General features: G+C 71.5%; 18 protein-coding genes. 4 read left to right on the forward strand and 14 right to left on the reverse strand.

Going from position 1 to position 18457, the window contains the following annotated elements:
* Window positions 1–43 precede the first annotated feature (43 nt).
* The 4 genes from ACSC1Q_RS26120 to ACSC1Q_RS26135 all read right to left on the reverse strand — a co-directional run bounded on the left by ACSC1Q_RS26120 (window position 44) and on the right by ACSC1Q_RS26135 (window position 7576).
* Window positions 44–760, reverse strand: coding sequence for a type 1 glutamine amidotransferase (locus tag ACSC1Q_RS26120; RefSeq protein ID WP_436761314.1), 717 nt, complete (start codon window positions 758–760; stop codon window positions 44–46).
* Window positions 750–2036: a MurT ligase domain-containing protein gene (locus ACSC1Q_RS26125; protein ID WP_436761315.1), complete on the reverse strand. Its 1287-nt coding sequence runs from the start codon at window positions 2034–2036 to the stop codon at window positions 750–752. The genes ACSC1Q_RS26120 and ACSC1Q_RS26125 overlap by 11 nt, the downstream gene beginning before the upstream one ends.
* A 355-nt stretch (window positions 2037–2391) precedes the next feature.
* Window positions 2392–5331: an ATP-binding protein gene (locus ACSC1Q_RS26130; RefSeq protein ID WP_436761316.1), complete on the reverse strand. Its 2940-nt coding sequence runs from the start codon at window positions 5329–5331 to the stop codon at window positions 2392–2394.
* 301 nt (window positions 5332–5632) lie between these two features.
* Window positions 5633–7576, reverse strand: coding sequence for a hypothetical protein (locus ACSC1Q_RS26135; RefSeq protein WP_436761317.1), 1944 nt, complete (start codon window positions 7574–7576; stop codon window positions 5633–5635).
* Window positions 7577–7752: 176 nt separating this feature from the next.
* Here ACSC1Q_RS26135 and ACSC1Q_RS26140 point away from each other — a divergent pair, with 176 nt between their 5' ends.
* The 3 genes from ACSC1Q_RS26140 to ACSC1Q_RS26150 all read left to right on the forward strand — a co-directional run bounded on the left by ACSC1Q_RS26140 (window position 7753) and on the right by ACSC1Q_RS26150 (window position 10684).
* On the forward strand, window positions 7753–8400 hold the full coding sequence (locus ACSC1Q_RS26140) for a hypothetical protein (RefSeq protein WP_436761318.1): 648 nt from the start codon (window positions 7753–7755) through the stop codon (window positions 8398–8400).
* Window positions 8397–9122, forward strand: coding sequence for a hypothetical protein (locus tag ACSC1Q_RS26145; protein ID WP_436761319.1), 726 nt, complete (start codon window positions 8397–8399; stop codon window positions 9120–9122). Before ACSC1Q_RS26140 ends, ACSC1Q_RS26145 begins: the two co-directional genes overlap by 4 nt.
* A gap of 725 nt (window positions 9123–9847) precedes the next feature.
* Window positions 9848–10684 (forward strand): hypothetical protein, encoded by an 837-nt coding sequence (locus tag ACSC1Q_RS26150; RefSeq protein WP_436761320.1) that lies wholly within the window; start codon window positions 9848–9850, stop codon window positions 10682–10684.
* Here the strand turns inward: ACSC1Q_RS26150 and ACSC1Q_RS26155 are convergent.
* The 10 genes from ACSC1Q_RS26155 to ACSC1Q_RS26200 all read right to left on the reverse strand — a co-directional run bounded on the left by ACSC1Q_RS26155 (window position 10674) and on the right by ACSC1Q_RS26200 (window position 17188).
* Window positions 10674–11951 (reverse strand): hypothetical protein, encoded by a 1278-nt coding sequence (locus ACSC1Q_RS26155; RefSeq protein ID WP_436761321.1) that lies wholly within the window; start codon window positions 11949–11951, stop codon window positions 10674–10676. The two genes, ACSC1Q_RS26150 and ACSC1Q_RS26155, sit on opposite strands and share 11 nt — an antisense overlap.
* A 266-nt stretch (window positions 11952–12217) precedes the next feature.
* Window positions 12218–12514, reverse strand: a complete 297-nt coding sequence (locus ACSC1Q_RS26160; protein ID WP_350969226.1) for a DUF1416 domain-containing protein — start codon at window positions 12512–12514, stop codon at window positions 12218–12220.
* Complete coding sequence (locus ACSC1Q_RS26165) at window positions 12514–13353, reverse strand: sulfurtransferase (RefSeq protein ID WP_350969225.1); 840 nt, start codon at window positions 13351–13353, stop codon at window positions 12514–12516. Before ACSC1Q_RS26165 ends, ACSC1Q_RS26160 begins: the two co-directional genes overlap by 1 nt.
* 15 nt (window positions 13354–13368) lie before the next feature.
* Complete coding sequence (locus tag ACSC1Q_RS26170) at window positions 13369–13767, reverse strand: DUF4395 domain-containing protein (protein ID WP_436761322.1); 399 nt, start codon at window positions 13765–13767, stop codon at window positions 13369–13371.
* Window positions 13768–13829: 62 nt separating this feature from the next.
* Entirely contained in the window at window positions 13830–13943 is a 114-nt protein-coding gene (locus tag ACSC1Q_RS26175) for a putative leader peptide (RefSeq protein ID WP_362840590.1), read from the reverse strand.
* 61 nt (window positions 13944–14004) lie between these two features.
* On the reverse strand, window positions 14005–14343 hold the full coding sequence (locus ACSC1Q_RS26180) for a TlpA family protein disulfide reductase (RefSeq protein ID WP_436761339.1): 339 nt from the start codon (window positions 14341–14343) through the stop codon (window positions 14005–14007).
* A 266-nt stretch (window positions 14344–14609) separates the two neighbouring features.
* The gene (locus tag ACSC1Q_RS26185; protein ID WP_436761323.1) at window positions 14610–15539 is read right to left on the reverse strand and encodes an anti-sigma factor family protein; all 930 of its coding nucleotides are present in this window, start codon (window positions 15537–15539) and stop codon (window positions 14610–14612) included.
* Complete coding sequence (locus ACSC1Q_RS26190) at window positions 15536–16048, reverse strand: sigma-70 family RNA polymerase sigma factor (protein WP_350969222.1); 513 nt, start codon at window positions 16046–16048, stop codon at window positions 15536–15538. Before ACSC1Q_RS26190 ends, ACSC1Q_RS26185 begins: the two co-directional genes overlap by 4 nt.
* Before the next feature lie 48 nt (window positions 16049–16096).
* A complete protein-coding gene (locus tag ACSC1Q_RS26195) occupies window positions 16097–16777 on the reverse strand; it encodes an LmeA family phospholipid-binding protein (protein ID WP_436761324.1) in 681 nt (226 codons plus the stop codon).
* Between the two features lie 159 nt (window positions 16778–16936).
* Window positions 16937–17188 (reverse strand): MoaD/ThiS family protein, encoded by a 252-nt coding sequence (locus ACSC1Q_RS26200; protein ID WP_436761325.1) that lies wholly within the window; start codon window positions 17186–17188, stop codon window positions 16937–16939.
* Between the two features lie 206 nt (window positions 17189–17394).
* Between ACSC1Q_RS26200 and ACSC1Q_RS26205 the strand changes: the two genes are divergently transcribed.
* On the forward strand, window positions 17395–18108 hold the full coding sequence (locus tag ACSC1Q_RS26205; protein WP_436761326.1) for a winged helix-turn-helix transcriptional regulator: 714 nt from the start codon (window positions 17395–17397) through the stop codon (window positions 18106–18108).
* Window positions 18109–18457 lie beyond the last annotated feature (349 nt).

Genomic DNA, 18457 nt, shown 5'->3' on the forward strand with positions numbered 1-18457 from the left:
TCTCCGACAGCAAGACGTCCCCGTCGGCGACGATGGCACCCGGTCAGTGGGGCAGCACCGCGGCCAGACGCTCCTCGCGGAGGCGGTCGAACCAGGAGTCGTCGATCGGCGGCAGCTGGGCGCCCACCGCCCAGGTGAGCAGCAGGTCGGCGAGGCCGGGGTTGCGGGCGAGCGCGGGACCGTGCAGGTAGGTGCCGACGATCTTGCCGGTGTAGCAGCCCTCGGTGCCGTCGCCGTTGCCCGTGCCGACCGCCGTACGCGCCAGCGGCCGGATCCCGGCCCCGAGGCGGGTGACGCCCATGTGGTTCTCGAAGCCGGTCAGCGTCGGGATGCCGAGCGCCGGGTCCGCCTCCCCCGCCAGCTCGCCGACGGCCCGGCCCTGGCCGCGCCCGCTGGAGATGTCGATCAGGCCGATGCCGTCGACCGGCTGGCCCTCCTCGCCACCGAACGTGGTGCCGATGATCTGGTAGCCCGCGCACACGGCGAGCAGGGCCGCGCCCCGCTGGACGGCCCGGTGCAGGCCGCCGTCGCGCCGCAGCCGCTCGGAGGCCAGGATCTGCGGCCGGTCCTCACCACCGCCGATCAGATAGATGTCGCCGCCCTCGGGGACCGGATCGGCCGAGCGCACGTGCACGGTCTCGACCGGGATCCCCCGGCGCTTGGCGCGCTGCTCCAGGACCAGGACGTTGCCCTGGTCGCCGTACGTGCTCAGTAGGTCCGGGTAGATCCAGACAAGGCGCAGGGCGCTGTCAGACTGCACGACCGAACTCCGATCGGATCTGCTGGAAGGCGGTGTAGTTGGCGATCACGTCGACCTTGCCGGGCGGTTGCGCGGCGAGCGCCTGCTCGAACGAGCCGGCCAGCTGGAACGGCACGTCCGCCACGTCCAGCCGGAGCGCGAGGTCGAGCCGCCGCTCACCGGACACGAAGACCGGCCTGCCGCGCAGCACGCGGTAGTCGACGTCCCACAGCCATGAGGTGTCGCGGCCGTCGGGCCCCTGGGCGTTGACGGAGAGGATCACCGGAAGCGAGGAGTCGAGCACGTCGAACGCCTCCAGCCATCCGGCCGGGTTCTTGGCGAGCAGCAGCCGGGCGTGCCGGCCGTCGCGCTCCACCGTGGTGTAACGGCCGGCGACCGACCTGACCTCGCGCAGCCGGGGCAGCGCCCGCTCGACGGGCAGGCCGAACACCTCGGCGGTGGCCAGCGCGATCGCCGCGTTGGCCCGGTTGGCGCGCCCGGGGAGCTGGATGTCGAGCACCCAGCGCTGCCCGCGCGGGTCGATCACCGCGTCGTCGTCGAGGATCCAGGACGGCTCGGGACGCCGGAAGGTGCACTCGCGGCAGGCCCAGTCGTTCTCGCCCGCCTTCGAGGGGGCACCGGCGCCGACGCTGCCGGGCGGGACGTACTCCATGCCCTTGCGGTCGAGGGGGCCGCCGCACTCGGGGCAGCACCAGGAGTCCTCCTTCCACGGCTGGCCCGCCGACACCCAGGTGACCGAGGCGGCGGTGGAGGCGCCCCAGGCCACCAGCGGGTCGTCGGCGTTGGCGATCACGTGGGTGTTCTTCCCGGCCAGCGCCCGCCGCCACTTCTGGGCGAGCAGCCAGATCTCGCCCGCCCGGTCCATCTGGTCGCGGCTGAGGTTCATCAGGCAGATGACCCCGGCACCGGTGGTGTCGATCACCTCGGGCAGGTATTTCTCGTCGACCTCCAGCACGCCGTACGGGGCGTGCTTGGCCGACGACAGCGCCGAGACGTGCCCGGCGGGCATGTTGGCGCCGAAGGCGTTGGTGGCGACGTCGCCGAGCTCCGACAGCGCGGAGGTGATCAGGCGGGTCGTCGTGGTCTTGCCGTTGGTCGCGCTCACCAGCGCGAGCTTGCGGTCGTGCGCGAGCTTGCGCAGCAGGTCGGGCTCCAGGACCAGGCTGACCCGGCCCCCGATCACCGATCCGTCGCCGCGCCCGGTGACCCGGGACAGGGTCGCGGCCGTCCGGCCGAGAGCGGTGGCGAGCTGCGCCCGCAGCGGAAGCTGAGTCATGCCGTCTCCTCGCTTGGCGACCCGTCGCGGGACGAGCCTGGCGACCCGCCGCGGGCCGAGTTTGACGACCCGTCGCGGGACGAGCGTGGCGACCCGTCGCGGGGCGACCCGGCGGCCGACCGGCCCGGCCGCGGGACCGGAATCACCGAATCGTTCATGCCGCAGATCTTAGCCCTGCTTCGGCACCGTCACCCCCGGCGGCACGTCACACGTACCCCCCGGTGACGGTGAGGTACGAAAGCCCTCGAACCCCGTCGGAAAGCACCCGGGAAAGCCCTCCGGGCAGAGCCCACGGAAACGCTCGTGGAAAGCCCGTGGAAACTCGTACGGCGCATCCTCCACGGCCGGACCGCCCTCACTGCTCGGCGAAGGCGAGCTCCGCGGACTCCGGCGAGTCGGCGTCGAAGGGCAGCACGAACCGGTGCGGCCACGACAGCACGCTCTCCAGCCAGCCCGCCCCCATGGTCTGGGACACGTGCCGGAGCCGGTCGGCCGGGTCGACGCCGATGGTGACCGTGAGGATGTCGCGCTCCACGCTCTCGCGCTCGTCGTCGCCGAGGATCACCCGCCAGGCCAGCTCCCTGTTCCTGTCGACCTCCATGGACAGCGGGTGGTGGCGGAGCGCCTTGGCCCGGTGGCCGAGCAGCTCGGTACCGCCCGCGGGACGGTTGAACAGGGCGTACTCCATCACCGGCGCGGAGCCGCGCGGGTTGGGCGCGGGCTGGCCGTGCGGGAAGAGCCTGTCCACCTCGTGCAGCCACCGCACCTGCGGGATGACCCAGGCGGGCCCGGGGCGTTCGCCGGGGTCGCGGTCGGGGCCGAGCAGCCTGGTCGCGACCGCGGCGACCTGCTCGGTCAGATTGGCCGGGTCGCTCACGGTCCGCAACGACCAGGCGCGGCGGCCCACGCAGCGTTCCACCGCCGTGGCCAGCAGGCACTCGCGGCGCCGCGCCGGGAGATCCGCCCAGAGGTCGGCCAGCGCCCTCGGCACCCCGGGCATCGGCCGGTTGGTGCAGAACGCCAGCACCAGCGTGTCGGTCCAGATCCGCAGCCAGGCCCAGTCGGCCGCCCCCGCGAGCAGGTCCGCCTCGCGCAGCTCGACCAGCGTGCACGCCCGGCCGGCCCGGCACTCCTGCCCGCAGGCCGCCGAGCGGCGCCCGCAGATGGGCGGCATGTGGCCGGGGACCGGGCGCTCGCGGTCCTCGCCCAGCGGCACCTGGATGCGCAGCGGCCGGTCCATGCCGTCGGCGAAGACCGCGGCGACGCCGGGCGGGAGCGAGACGACCTGCCGGGACTGCTCCTCGCTCAGGTTCGTCGCCGCGCCGACCAGCTGGCGGTCGTCCTCGGCGGGGAGCCGGTGGATCACCTTCAGCGCGGTGTTCTTCACCACGTCGGAGACGAGCTTCGTGGGGATCTGCTCGGCGACCACGATGCCCTCGCCGTACGCGCGGATCTCGGCGAGCATGCCCGCCAGGAGCTCGACGGCGTGCGTGCTGGCCCGGCCGGCGCCCCGGTCGCGGAGCAGCCGGTGCGCCTCCTCGATCACGATGACGTGCTTGAGCCCGCTGCTGCGCTCCTTCCTGGCCCGCATCCGCAGGTGTTCCACGATCCGGATGATCAAGGTGCCCATCAGGAACGCCTTGTCCTCGTCGTTGGCGACGTCCTCGATCGCGAGCACCACGTTGCGCTGGAGCAGGTCGCCGATGTCGGCGGGGTGCCCGCCCTCGAAGAACCGGCCCGCGGAGCCCACCCGCAGCGACCGCAGCCGCAGCGAGATGAAGCCCTCCACGTCGGCCTGGACCTCCCGGCCGTACCCGATCTCCTTGATCACGTCCATCGCGTGCCGCTGGAGCTGTTCGAGGGTCGGCACGGCGGGCCGGACTGCGGCCCCCGGGGCGGCCCAGCCGGTGACCACGTCCCAGCCGTTCGCCTCGTACACCCGCTGCAGGGCGAGCGACATGATCTGCGGGAACGGCTCCTCCGCGTCGAAGGCCGCCATGAACAGCGCGCGGACCATGTCGATGTGCGCCTGCACCGGGTAGCCGGGCTCGGGGGCGAGCGGGTTGACGCTGAACGGCACGCTCTCCGGGGCCGACGGGTTGATCACGGTCACCGGCGCGAGGTGCTCGATCCGGCCGCCCATCGAGGCGTACTCGGACTTGGCCGGCTCGATGGCGAGCCACGGGATGCCCGCGCCGGTGAGCTGTTCCAGCAGGTGCCTGACGGTCTGGGACTTGCCGGAGCCGGTGGCGCCGGTGATGAACGCGTGCCGGTTGAGGGTGGCCAGCGGGACCTTGAACGAGCCGACCGGCCTGTCCTGGCCGTCGAGGATGGCCCCGAGCTCGACGGTGAGCGCGCCGGGCACGGTGTCCGCCTCGCTGGTCACGTCGAAGAAGCCCGCGTCGAGGACCCGTACCCCCGGCACCTCCCGGTGCGGCAGCCCGGCGAGGGCGGCGAGCGCCCCGGCGGTGGCCGCGAACGGCGAGGCCGCGCCGTCCGCCGGGTCCTGCAGGGTGGTGGCCAGCGCCTCGGCGAAGCCGTACACGGGGCCGGACAGCGCGCTGCGCAGGCGGTAGGGGTGGTGGCTCATCTCGGCGGAGCCGACGAGCACCGGGGCGATCTGGCGCAGCTCCTCCGGCCCGGCGGCCCCGGCGAGCACCCGGACGTTCCAGAGCCCGGCCTCGCGGAAGGCGTCCAGCTCCTGCATGCGCCGCTCGGCCCGCTCGGCGTCGTAGCGGGAGCGCTCGGAGGCGTCACCGTACTGCCGCAGCACGTTGAGCTGGGTGCGCAGGTGCGCGACCTCGGCGTCGAGCAGGTCGGTCTGCTCGGCCACCACCAGCCAGGCGAACGGCCGGGACATGAGCGTGACCAGTGTCGACTCGAAGAGCGTGGGCCGCCTGATCTCGTCGGCGTCCGGCTCGCGGCGCCCGCCGAGCGGCGGGGCCTGCCGTCCGGGGCAGACGGTCCAGGCGAGGTCGGACAGGTCGCGGAGCCACTCGTCGCCGATCCGGACACCCCGGGCGCCGCTGGGGAACAGCAGCGGCTCGGGGCCGCCGGGGGCGTGCTCCGCCTCGGTGGCGGCCCTGCGGGGCGGGCGCGGCGGGGTGAGCGGCCCGGCGTTGGTGATCAGCTCCAGCGGGGCGCCGGACCCGCGCGAGAGCCAGCCGACCACGAAGGGCCGGTTGCGCTGGGCCGTGGAGAGTACGGCGGGCAGGACGGTGACGAAGTCCCACTCGGCGGAGGAGCTGCGCGAGGGCGCCGTGATCGCCTGGATTCTGTACCAGGGACCTGTCAAGGCATTGGGCGGACGGGACACACTTGGCTGCATTTGGTCTCCACCCGGGGGACCCGGCTCCAGGCCGGAGGGTTGACGCTTCACGGATCGCTCCGTCGTACCGGCCGACGCATGATCGAGATCGAGGGTAGGTCACCCCCGCAACCACGGTCGAACCTGACTCGGGGCTCGCACCCCCGCATTGACCATCCCATTACGACATACGGACGGCCCGTTGACGCATCCGGCGAAAACGCCGCCGCCCGAGCCCCCACCCCCCGGGCCCGCGTCGGCCGGGCTCTCGTCGGCGCGGGCCGGGTTCTCATTGGCGGCGGCGCCAGTCGAGCCTGGCCGGGGGCGGGCCGAGGTTGGGCGGCGCGTCCTCGAACGCGCTCGACGCGCGCGGCTCGGCCCTCTTCTCCTGGTGCACGTGGTCCAGCGCGGCTTCCTTGATCTCGTCGAACTCGCCCAGCGTCGTCTTGGGGAAGGTCAGTATGGCCGGGTTGGCATCGGCGAGACGGACCCTGCGGCCGTCGGCGGTGGCGTCGGTGACGATCACCGACGTGGTGGGAAGCTGCTGGAGCTGGTGGGGCTCGACGAGGAACTCCCTGGAGCGGTGCAGCACCCGTTCGGTCTCCCCCATCGCCTTGGTCGCGCGACGGCCCCACTCGGTGGACTCGGTGATGTCCTCCTTGAGGTCCGTGTGGCTCACGTCGCGCTCCTCGTCGCCCTCCTCGGCCTGGCCGACCGTGGAGACGTAGCCGCCGTCCATCCCGGCCCCGGCGGCGCTGATCGTCTCGGTGAGCTGGGCGAGCTCCAGCCGGTGCTCGGTGCCGACGTGCTCGCTGGCGACCCGGGCGTCCTCGGCGTTGCCGAGCCGCATGAACGTCACCGCCGCGTGCCCGCGCCCGAGCCGCTCCCGTACGGTCGGGGTCAGCGCGCGGTAGGTGAGGACGAGGCCGGTCCTGGAGGTCTCGCAGGCGTCCATCAGCCGGTCGAGCACGTCACCGCGGAGCTTGTCCGCGCCCGCGACGATGATCGTGTGGTACCAGGGCCGCTCGGAGGCGGGCGACTGGCGCAGGATGTGGGTGAGCGCGGTCGCCACGTACGTGCCGAGGACGCGGTTGCCGAACACGCCCGCCTGGCGGTCCATCGACACGACCCGCAGGCGCGCGGGCGGCAGGCGCACCGCCTCGGAGCCGAGGGTCTCCAGCTTGCGCAGCTGCGACTCCAGCGCCCAGGCCCGCTCGATCACCACCCGGTCGCTGACGCCCCGGCCGAACAGCGTGCCGATCCGCTCCAGCTGGGTGGCGGTGATCAGGCCGAACCGCAGGTCCTCTCGGGGGTCGCCGACCTGGGCGAGGGCGCGCAGGGCCGCGGTGACCTGGTTGATCGTGGCGCTCTCGCCGAGGACCTCCAGGACCCGCTCCAGGATGGCGTTGTCGAACGACAGGTCCCTGGTCGAGCGGTGCTCCTCGCTGACGCTCACCACGTGGGCGAGGACGTCGGCGAAGGCCTCCGGGGCGAGCGTCGCGCCCAGGTCGAGCCGGGGCAGGTCGACCGGCAGCACCCAGACCAGCGGGTCGTCGCCGCCCCTGCGCGCGAGCTCGATCAGGTCCTTGGCGATCGCGCCCTCGGACAGGTCGAGCACGGTCAGGTGGCCGCCGCTGTAGAGGCGGGTCGCGCCGAGCAGGGTGATCAGCGCCGACCAGCCGGGCAGCGTGCCCCCGGCCACGTCGATCCGGTCGATCTCGTCGGGCACCGCCACGGCGTACCAGGTCAGCTGGCGGTCGTGGCGCTCCTTCTTCTCCGCCCACTCCCGGTATCGGGCGGCGTGCTCCTCCTGGGCGAGGAAGAGCTCCCTGTCGCGTTCCTCCCGCAGCCGGTCACCGGCCACCTCGCGCTCCTTGATGCGGTGGCGCACCGCCCGGTCGCCCTGGTGGACGGCGTAACTGCAGAACGCCGCGATCCCACCGGCGGCGATCACCCCGACGGCGGCGAACGACCAGCTGAGCATCTCGGTGAGGCCGAGGACGAGGATCAGGGTGGCGAGCGCGGCCATGAACCCGCGAACGATCTTGACCGGCCGGTTCAGGAGGTCCTCGTTGAGGCGTTCCCTGCGCACCCACTCGGGGTCGAGCGGCTCGGGAGGATTCTCGACGGGCGAGGGTCGCCTGGGAGCCGGACCCGGATCAGGGTGCAACAAGGCGTACTGCCAGCCCAGGTAGATCCGGTCCGCCTGGAGCTGCGCATGCTCTGGATGCACGTCCGCCACGGAACCTCCGCCATCGGGCTCATCGGAAGCCTCGGAGACAGCGTAAGAGTTCGACATCATATTCGGGCAGCGTTCCCGTCAATCCGCTGTATTTTCCCCAGGTTCACCAGTACTTAAGGGACAGATGAGTCGGATGAGACGGACGTCAGCGATTAACATCATTTCTCATGACTCCCCCTCCCGAGGGTCCCACCAGACGGCGCCCCATCGCGGTTCCGCTCGTCGCCCTGGTGACGATCGCCGGCCTGGGAGCCACCGCCGCCGCCGGCGGCTTCGCCACGGCCTCCGAGAAGCCTCCCAAGCGGCTCGGCCAGGGCTCGACCGTGGACCAGGCGCAGTTCACGACCACGTTCGTCGGGTCCCGCACCCTGAGCGAGCCCGGCCTGTTCGGCAGCCCGGCCAAGCGGTTCCTGGAGATCGAGCTCCGGGTCGTCAACAAGGGCGACGAGACCGCGACCACGGGACTCCTCTACGAGGGCGGCCTGGCCGGCGGGTCCCTCGGCTCGTCCCTGCTCAAGATAACCCCGGCGATCAAGGGCAAGTACGGCGCGTCGGTGTTCTCCCCCACGGGAGGGGGCGAGAGCACCCAACTCCACCCCGCCCTGCCGACCAGCATCGTGGTCAAGTACGAGCTGGAGGACGGGCAGCGGGCTCCCAAGCAGCTGACGATCGACGTCGGCAGGTACGAGTGGCGTGAGGGGGTCACCCTGGCGCCGGGCTGGTTCCTGGTGACGGAGGACGACGCGGGCAAGGAGAAGCCCGTGGTGACGGCTCAGGTCACGCTTCCCGTCGTACCGAAGGGAACGCGATCGTGAACGTCTCCTCCCGCCCCCAGCCCGACACCCTTCCCCCGTCCCCTTCCCGGCCGGAGACGTCCCCTTCCCGGCCCGGTTCCCGCTCCCGCTCCGGGCCTCCCGCCCGTCGCGGAACCACCGCGCCGCCGAGCCGGTGGCGCACCGCCGGTGCCGTGCTGGCCGGGATCGCGCTGGCGGCCTCGGCCGTGGGACTGCAGGCCTTCCGCTCGGGGATCGCCGACCACGACGCGCCCCTCACCTCGACCGGCGACATCAACGAGGAGGTCACCGGCTCACGGATCTCCGCACGGATCAAGGCGGTGCACGCGGCCAAGGCCATCGCGGCCCCGAAGCCCGGCGGCGAGCGGGAACGGGTGACCGCCAAGGGGATCTTCGTCATCGTCGAGGTGGGCGCCACGGCGACCTGGGAGCCGCAGCAGCTGGGGCCTCCCCGCCTGCTGACGGGCGGCGGGCACCGTTACGTGGCCTCCGACAGGGTGGACCGGACGCTGACCATCACCAACCCCTACATCCAGCCGGGCTGGTGGACCGAGGGCGTGACGGTCTTCGAGATCCCGCCCGCCGAGCTTCCCGACTCGCGGATCCTGATCGCCCCCTCATCCGGTTTCATCGTCGAGCCGAACGGACCCGAGATCGAGATCGACCTGGGCCTGGACGAGGCGGCCGCCCGGCGACTGACCTCCACCGCGAAGGACGTCTACGAGTTGGCGAGCAGGACCTGATGGGGACCCCACACCAGGGAGGCCCCGAGGACGAGCAGGGCCGCGACTGGTTCGCCTCGCGAGAAGAACGGCTCACGCGGGAGGAACGGCTCGCACGAGAGGAACGGTCCGCGCGAGAGGAACGGTCCGCACACGAGCCCCGGCCCGCCGGGGAGACCTGGCCCGCCGAGGGGGCCCGGCCCCCGGGGGAGAACGGGCCCGCCTCGGAAGGTCGTTCCTCCACGCCGTCTCACGATCCCTACCGAGACAGCCCCTGGCCCGCCACCCTCGGCACCTGGCCGGTTCCCCCCAGCACTCCCGGCACCCCGGGCACCCCCCTCAGGCACCCGGCACCGCCCGGTCATCTCGACGACGACGCGCCCACGCGACCTCGCGGACGTCACGCGGAGCGTCAAACGGAACGTCACGCGGAGCCTCCCGCGGCCCACCGGCCGCCCGCCGGGCAGAATCCGGAACGGCCCGCGCCGCCCCGGGCCCGGCGGCTGAACCCGCCCGAGCCCGGGAACCGCCGTGCCGGGCAGGGGTTCCCCGCTCCGGCGCAGCCGGCCCCCGCCCCCCGGCCTCGGCCCGCCGCGCCACCGGCGCCCCCCGGACCGAGCAGCCCGGGTACCCCGGGTACCCCGGCCCCGGGGCCCGCCGCACCCCTCACCCCGGCCAGGAGCCGCCCCACCCCGCCTCAGCGCCGGCAACCTCCGAGCGGCGGTGGCCAGTGGACGCCCGGACCGATGCGGACGTTCCCCGACGAGCAGGTCTGGCCCCCGAAGCCGCCCGTGGAAGAACCGGCGGAAGAGTCACCGGGGGCCTCGACCCAGCCGTTCCCCTCCGTCCCAGGCCCCCCGCTGCCCAGGCCCCCCGCCACCGGGGCCGGGACGGTCGCGGCCACCCCCGTCGCCGCACCCACCGGCGCCCCCCGGACCGAGCGGCCCGGGGAACGTCCCCCGCCGGAGACCTCGGCGACCACGGAGGAGACCTCGCCGACGAGTAGCCGCCCGAGGAGTCGCCGTACGGTGCTGCGGGCCGGCGGGGCGATCGTGGCCGTGGGACTCGGCCTCGTGGTCTCCGCGTGGAGCGGTTACACCGTCTACAGGACCGGCAACCCCGCCGACAGGATCCACACCGTCGCCCCGGGGGGCGCCATGACGCTGATGCACGTGTCGTGGAAGGCCTCGGTCGAGCAGGTGGACAACCTGCCCGGCCAGAAGCCCCTCCCCGCCGACCGCCAGTGGCTGAAGATCAAGGTGACGAGGACCGCGCTGGACGCCGAGGGCGTCAGCCTGCGTGGCGAACCCCAGGTCGAGATGAGGCATTCCGACGGCCGCGTGTGGAAGGTCCTGCCCGAGAGCAACGACCTCCCGGAAGAGGCCAAGGACCACAGGGTCGGCACCGCCTACTCCTACAACATGGTCGGCGTGGTGCCCAGGAAGCTGGCCGGACAGGTCGAGGCCTACGTCCGCCCCGCGACGTACCACGTCGTGGAGGACGAGTCCGTGAAGGACATCTTCAAGAACGCCGCGAAGCAGAAGGACCCCGTCCAGGACCAGGTGCTGCGCTTCAGGCGGTGAGCGTCTCCCCCGCCTCACGACTGCGGGTGGCCGCGATGTCGAACGTGGCCGCCAGCAGGCAGACGGTCAGCGTCAGCACCACCATCTCCCTGACGAAGGACACCGGCCCGGCCAGCGCCAGCCAGACGAACGGGTCCTCGTTGCCGACCAGCGTCCGTACGCCCCGGTCCGCGTAGTCGGTGACCACCCTGATCCCGACGTAGCCGAGACAGAAGAGACCGAACAGCGCGGGACCGCCCCGGACCGCGAGCCGGAAGGCGTTCACCGGGGGGACCCAGCGCTCCTGGAACCCGGCCGTGGCACGGGTCATCGTGGTCTGGGTGAGGTTGTGCGTCCGCTCCATCCGGGTGGCCACGTTGTCGAGCCTGGTCCCCCGTACGACGGCCCGGGTGTCCTCGGCGAAGGCCCCGTAGACGAGCGAGGCGACCGTCAGCCAGGTGAGCGGGACGACCAGACCGTCGATCACATGGGGCCAGACCTCACCGACCGCGTCCCAGAACGCCTTCCACCACGGCATGGCCTCGCCCGCCGCCTCGGTCCAGTCCTTGACCGTCGTCACGACGACCCGGTGGTCCAGCCAGTCCGCCCGCGCCTCGGCGAAGGCGAACAGGGCGTTGAGGCTGTAGAAGGCGAAGGCCAGCTCGAAGAAGGTCGCGAACACGCCACTGCCCTTGACCTTGCCGTTGACGTGCCACCAGCCGAACAGCGTCTTGAGCAGGTACGCGACCACGGCGACACCCAGGGAGACCCGTACGTCCAGCGTGGAGAGCCCGGTGCCGCCCTCGATCTCGCCGCCCGCGAGACTCGTCGCGAAGTCCTGGTCGACCCGCCTGGCGGTGTCGACGGCGATGAACTCCCTGGCGTCCGCGTTCTGGAAGCTCCAGGCGAGGTAGATGGTGGCGAAGACCATCGTGGCGCGGTTCAGCGCGCCGAACATGCTCTCGTCCGCCTCGCCGCCCGCCCGCCGCGCCTGGATCTCCCGCAGCGCCCCGCGCACCGAGTGCAGCATGCCGACCATGATCACGAGCTCGTTCAGCACGATCAGCGTGAACACGAACATCGTGATGACGAGCCGTACCTGCCGGTGGTCACCGTGGGAGACCTCGCTGGCGGCCACCATCAGCAGCGCGCGGACCACCCTGCCCGCCGAGAACCAGAGGATCAGCGACAGGGCGCGGGCGCCGAAGATCCTGAGCGTGTGCATGGGCAGCGAGGTCGCGGAGAGCGAGGCGGACCTCCGGCCGACCGCCGGCGACTGTGCGGGCATAACAGGCGTTTCAGGCACCCGACGCATGCTAACGACTCCCCCGACGGAGCGCAGCCCGACCGGCGGGGCCGGTGGCACACCGCACGGCCGGCGCGCCCGGCGCGGTCCGCACGGCCGGCGCATCCGGCGCGGTCCGCATGTCCCGCTCAACGGAAAGGACCGGCCTCCCCTCGGGAGGCCGGTCCTTTCACCCTGCTGGTCGGTGGTGCTACCTGGGCCGTTCGGTCAACGTGCTGGTTCGCTGTGGCGAGTCCGGACCCGGGAGGTCAGACGGCCACGGCGAGCTGGGTGACCTCACCCAGGCGGGCCTGGGCCGGGATGTCCTTGGTGATCCCGCCGCCCGCGATGATGCGGACGGTCCAGTCACCGGGGGCGGCGAAGAAGCGGAAGATGCCCTCTTCGGACACCACGACCTCACCGGTGAACTCTCCCGCGTGGTCGAGCAGGCGGGCGTATGCCGTGCCCGCGCCCGAGACCACGCCCTGGATGACGGCCTGGCTCGAAAGGTCGATCCCGGCCGGAAGGGCAACCGTCTGTTCCGGAGCAGCGCATCCCTGTGTCATTATCGGGCCTCTCCCAGTTCGATCGGCACGCCGATGAGCGAGCCGTACTCGGTCCACGATCCGTCGTAGTTCTTGACGCTGGCCTGGTCGAGGATCTCGTGGAGGACGAACCACGAGTGCGCGGAGCGCTCCCCGATGCGGCAGTAGGCGATGGTGTCCTTGGAGAAGTCGACACCCTCGCCCTCGTAGAGGGCCTTGAGGTCCTCGTCCGTCTTGAAGGTGCCGTCGTCGTTGGCCGTCTTCGACCAGGGGATGTTGCGGGCGGTGGGAACGTGGCCGCCGCGCTGCGCCGCCTCCTGCGGAAGGTGGGCGGGCGCGAGCAGCTTGCCGGAGAACTCGTCGGGAGAGCGCACGTCGACCAGGTTGAGCTTGCCGATCGCGGCGACGACGTCGTCGCGGAAGGCGCGGATGGACAGGTCCTGGTCCTTGGCCTGGTAGCTCGTCGCGGGACGCGCGACGACGTCCTTGACCAGCTCGCGGGAGTCGAGCTCCCACTTCTTGCGGCCACCGTCGAGGAGCTTGATGTTCTCGTGGCCGTAGAGCTTGAAGTACCAGTAGGCGTAGGCGGCGAACCAGTTGTTGTTGCCGCCGTAGAGGACCACGGTGTCGTCGTTGGCGATGCCCCTGGACGACAGCAGCGCCTGGAAGCCCTCACGGTCGATGAAGTCGCGGCGGACCGGGTCCTGCAGGTCCTGCTTCCAGTCGACCTTGACGGCACCACGGATGTGGCCCTTGTCATATGCGCTGGCGTCCTCGTCCACTTCAACGAGAACGACACCGGGAGTGTCGAGGTTGGCCTCGACCCAGTCAGCGTCGACCAGGACGGCGGAGCGGCTCATTTTGATCCTCCAGGATCATCGTGCGACGGGTAGTAAACGGCGAATGATCAAAAACATCTCGCAGCCGAGACAGAAACTAAAAGCGGCATTGAGAAAGGCGGCGAAAAGGGCCGCTGCGACGGCGCCGAGGGCCAGCGGCGTGATCTGTGCGACGTATCCGACCAAGCCCACCAGAGCGAAGGCGAGTCCGACCCCCTGCGCGAAACGCGGCGGGGCGGCGTCCTCCAGCTCCTTGGGCGGGCTCTTCACTATCCCTTTGAAAATCATCCCGTACGGCGAGGTGCCGAGAGTGCCCAGTGCGAACACGACGGCCTGCGCGGCCAGCAGCCATGCGCTGCCCGTCACGAGGACGAGTGCGAGCACGACGGTAGTCACGGCCGCTGCGAAGCGGAGGGCTCGGGAATCAACCTGCATCGCCTGATGCTCCTGAAGGGTTGTGCAGATCGGTGCGGCTCGACGGCCGCTTGAGATCGCCCTTAGGAAACGCGACAGAGAGCGGTGGTCACGCGGCAGAAATCAACCGCGCGCCGCTTCGTGAGCAGCTCTGTCGTGGAGTTCATGTCCACGACATTACCCCGGCGTCCCGCCATCTGTCACATCCCTGTCCAATTTCTGAGACATGATCGTTCAATGGGCGATAGGGTGCCCCGCTCATTCGCCGACCGCCAGACCGAGGGCGCCGATGACGTCGGCTTTCCTGGGCTGGCCGGAGGCGCGCTTCACGACCCGGCCGGTCGCGTCGAGGACGAGGACGGTGGGGGTGCGCAGGATGTTCAGCGATCGGACCAGGTCGAGGCGGGACTCCGCGTCGATCTCCACGTGCGCGACGCCGGGCACCATTCCGGCCACCTCGCCGAGGATCCGCCGAGTCGCCCGGCACGGCTGGCAGAAGGAGGTGGAGAACTGCACGAGCGTGGCCCGCTCTCCCAGCTCCGCGTGGATGTCGCCGGACGTGAGCCGCTCCACGTCGCCCCTCACCTCTCGCGCCACGCCGTTCCGACGCCGCAGCACCACGCCCACGAGCGTGGCGAGGGCGAGGGTGACGACCACCACCGTCAAACCGGTCACGCAACACGACAACAGACGTGCACCCCGGGCCATTCCCACATCGCCCCGGCGGAAGCGGAACGGGTTCGGGGTCCCAGGTCACACGCTCTCCCACGAAGCCCGGCCCGGGCCGTTCCCACATCGCCCCGGCGGGACGGGTTCGGGACCCCGGGCCGTTCCCGCACCGCCCCGGCGGAAGCGGAGCGGGTTCAGGGGGCGGGGACGGTGAGCAGCACCCGTCCTTCGGCGGTGGTGATCACGAACGACGTGATCCGTTCCGGCGGGATCGTCGTGGTGCCCTCGAAGCCGCCCGACTCGTCGTAGGCGGCCCTGTTGACGACCCAGTTGCCCGCCGTCTCCCTGACTCCTCCCGCCCCGATCACCTCCAGCCGGCAGCGCGTGCCCTTGGCCACCCCGGTGAGCATGACCTTGACCGTGGTCGCACCCTCCCCCGCGGACGCGGTCACCGTCGCGCGGACCGTGCCCGTGTCGTCCTCCCCCGTGAACCGCAGCTCGCTCGGGGCGAGCAGGACCTCCGGCGCGGGGCTGGACAGCGGGGTCCTGGAGGCCTTCGGTGCGGGGTCGGCCGTCGAGGACCCGGACGCCGCCGGTGCGGAACTGTCCGCCGGAGACGGGGCAGGCTCGGCCATCGGGGCCTCGGAGGCCCTCTTGGCGCTGCTCTTGGCGTCGGTGTCGGGCGCGGTCGAGTCCGTGAAGGCCCGGGCGTTCTCCTCGCCCTCCCTCGCGGAGTCCGGCGCCCTGTCCGCCAAAGTCCCCGACGCCGGGGCGGCCTCCTGGGAGCCCTGGGTCTGGACGACGGTCCACAGGGTCCCGCCGCCGAGCCCGACCACCAGGACCGAGGCGGCCAGCGAGAGCATCAGGCGGTTCGTACGGCGCCGCTTGACCTTGGCGCTGAGCAGCCGGTCGAGCACCGCCGTGGGCGGGCTCGCCACCTGCGCCACGTCGCCCTCGGACACCCTGCCGAGGAACGTCGTCACCCCGGCCAGCTCCTCCAGCTCGGCCCGGCACTCGGCGCACTCGGCGAGATGGGCCTCGACGAGCACGCGCTCGTCCGGCTCCAGGGCACCGAGAACGTAGACCCCGAGCGACATCCGTACTTCGTCACAGGTCATCATCATGGCGCGAGCCCCCGCTCCTCCAGCGCCAGCTTGAGCGCCCGAAGCGCGTAATACGTGCGCGATTTAACCGTTCCAGCGGGGATGCCGAGCGACTCGGCGGCCTCCTTGACGGATTTCCCCTGGTAGTAGACCTCGGCCAGCACCTCGCGGTGCTCGGGCCGCAGCGCGGCCAGCGCCTCTGCGACCGCCCACGACTCGACGGCCCGCTCCAGCTCGTCGTCGGCGGGCACCACGGCGAGCGCCTCGTCACCCGTCTCCGGGGGACGCGCCTTGCGGGCGCGGTGCTGGTCGACGACGAGGTTGCGGGCCACCGTGAACAGCCACGCGCGGATGGAGCGGCCGGCGAACGCGTCGGGATGGCGCCAGGCCCGCAACAGCGTTTCCTGCACGACATCCTCCGCTCTCCCCGAGTCGCCCGTCAGCCGCAGCACGTAGCCGTAGAGTGGCCCGCCGTGCTCGTCGAAGAGCGCCCTGACGAGTTGCTCGTCGGCGGTTCCGGCTTGGCTCACATCCTCACGACGTACGGCGGGACGATCCGGTTCAGGCACGGGGCACGTTCAGCCTCGGAGGGGTACGTCGGAGGCCTCGCCGGAGATGCGCAGCCCCTCGGGAACGGCCTTGACCTCGGTGAGCTTGAGGTTGTACGGCAGCTTCCCGATCGGGATGCGGTAGTTGATGAACCGCTCGGGATCGGGCACGGGGATGCCTCCGCCCAGGGTCACCTTCCCGGGGACGAGCCGCAGGCCGCCCTCGGCGATCTCGACCTTCAGCGCCGCCTTCACGGGCACCTTCTGCCCCAGCACGGTGATCTCCCCGCTGACGTTGAGCTCGTCGCCCACGACGTTGACCTTGATCCCCTGAGGCGCCCGCTGGTTGAGCGTCTCCACCGGGACGACCACCGTCCCCTCCACGCGCTCGGCGCGCATGTCCACCTGCTGGGGGCGGAGCACCAGGTCCTCCAGCGGGGCCGTGACGCCGCGCAGGGTGAAGCCGACGCTCGACAGCCGGATGCCCGAGATGGTCATCGCGCCCGCGGCGACCCTGACCTCCTCGTAGCGCCCGGCGATCGCCTGGGTGAGGAAGGGGATTCCCTCGATCGTGACCTCGGGCGGGGTCGAGAGGTCGTACTTCGCCGTGGCCTGCGTGGCGATCTCGCGCTGGACCCCCGTGACGGCGACCCTGTCGAGGATCACCACGAGAACGAGAAGCACGAGGAGAAAACCGATCAGCTTGCGCATCCGACTCCCTGTTCGTTCTCCGGCCCGAGGGGGCCATTGGCGTGACCTCCCCTGGTAATCCTGTCCGAAACGCCGTGCCGGTGGTAGCGCCGGCCGCTCCCGGGTCCGCCTCGCTCGGAATTCACCCCGCTCTGGGCCGTCCCCCCGGGCCAGTCCCGCTCAGCCGCCCGCGAAGGGCGGGAGCACCTCGACCGTCGCCCCGTCCGTCAGAATGATCGTCTCGTGGGCCCTTCTGCCCACCGGATCGCCGTCCACCAGGAACGACGACCGGCTCACCACCCGGGCCAGGTCTTCACGATTCGATGTGATTTTCGTCATCAACTCGGCAAGCGTCGCGGCCTCCGAACGCTCCTCCGCGATCCCCGCCGCTTCCTTCGCCGCGGCCCAATATCTGACAATGACCGTCGCCATCAGTGAATCAACTCCCCAAGCACACGTAGGGTTACCGCACCATTACGGCGAATCCACATGGAGAACGGGTGTTCACCAGGTGGACGTTCGCTGGACGCTGAACCCTTGTGGGTTATCCTCACCTACTACGGGACCTGGGCAACGTAGCCCCCGGGTCCTTACGTGTTTGTACGGCTATCGCCGACATGACGCGGGAAGGAGGCATCGTGAGCAATCTCCTGCTGCTCACCAACGCCCTTGAGCCCTCAACTGAGGTGCTTCCGGCGCTGGGGCTGCTACTGCACTCGGTACGGGTCGCGCCCGCGGAGGCATCCGCCCTGCTCGACGCCCCGCCCGCCGACGCGATCCTGGTGGACGCGCGCCGCGAGCTCGTCCAGGCCAAGAGCCTGTGCAGGCTGCTGCGCACCACGGGCGTCGCCTGTCCCCTGGTGGTGATCGTCACAGAGGGCGGTCTCGCCGGGCTCACCGCGGAGTGGGGCACCGACGACGTCATCCTCGACACCGCCGGACCCGCCGAGGTCGAGGCGCGGCTCAGGATGGCCGTGGGCAAGCTCCACCTGTCCGCCGCCGAGGAGGTGCCGGACGAGATCCGCAACGGGGACCTCTCGATCGACGAGGCCACCTACACCGCCAGGCTCCGCGGGCGCGCCCTGGACCTGACCTTCAAGGAGTTCGAGCTCCTGAAGTACCTGGCGCAGCACCCCGGCAGGGTCTTCACCCGCGCCCAGCTCCTCCAGGAGGTCTGGGGGTACGACTACTTCGGCGGCACCCGCACCGTGGACGTCCACGTCCGGCGGCTCCGCGCCAAGCTCGGCGCCGAGTACGAGGCGCTGATCGGAACGGTCCGCAACGTCGGTTACCGGTTCGTCCCCGAGCGCGGCAACGAGCCCGTCGAGGAGCGCGAGCCCGCGCGCCACTAGGCCCCTCGCCTCCCAGCCCTGGCTTCCAGAAGTCCAGGTCTTCCAGAAATCCTGGTCTTCCAGAAATCCGGAAGTCCAGGGGCCCGGGGTTCCCGGGAGTCACCGGAAACGGCCGTGGCACGTTCCCGCTCCCGCCCCGCGGAGTCCTCGCGAGGGCGGGAGCCGAACGCGCCCGCGCCGGCCACGCCAGGCGCTGTCGGGCACACCATGTGCGTACGCGGTCGTGACGGCCGTGTCCGGGTGGCCCGGCTGTGTCCGGCCGTGCGCGTGACGCGCGTGCCCTCAGGCACGCCCACCGGACGACGTGCCGGGCCTTCCGAACACTCCGGGCGCCTGAGACGTTCCAGAT

The sequence above is a fragment of the Streptosporangium heterodermiicola genome (assembly GCF_051390675.1).
Classification (GTDB): domain Bacteria; phylum Actinomycetota; class Actinomycetes; order Streptosporangiales; family Streptosporangiaceae; genus Streptosporangium.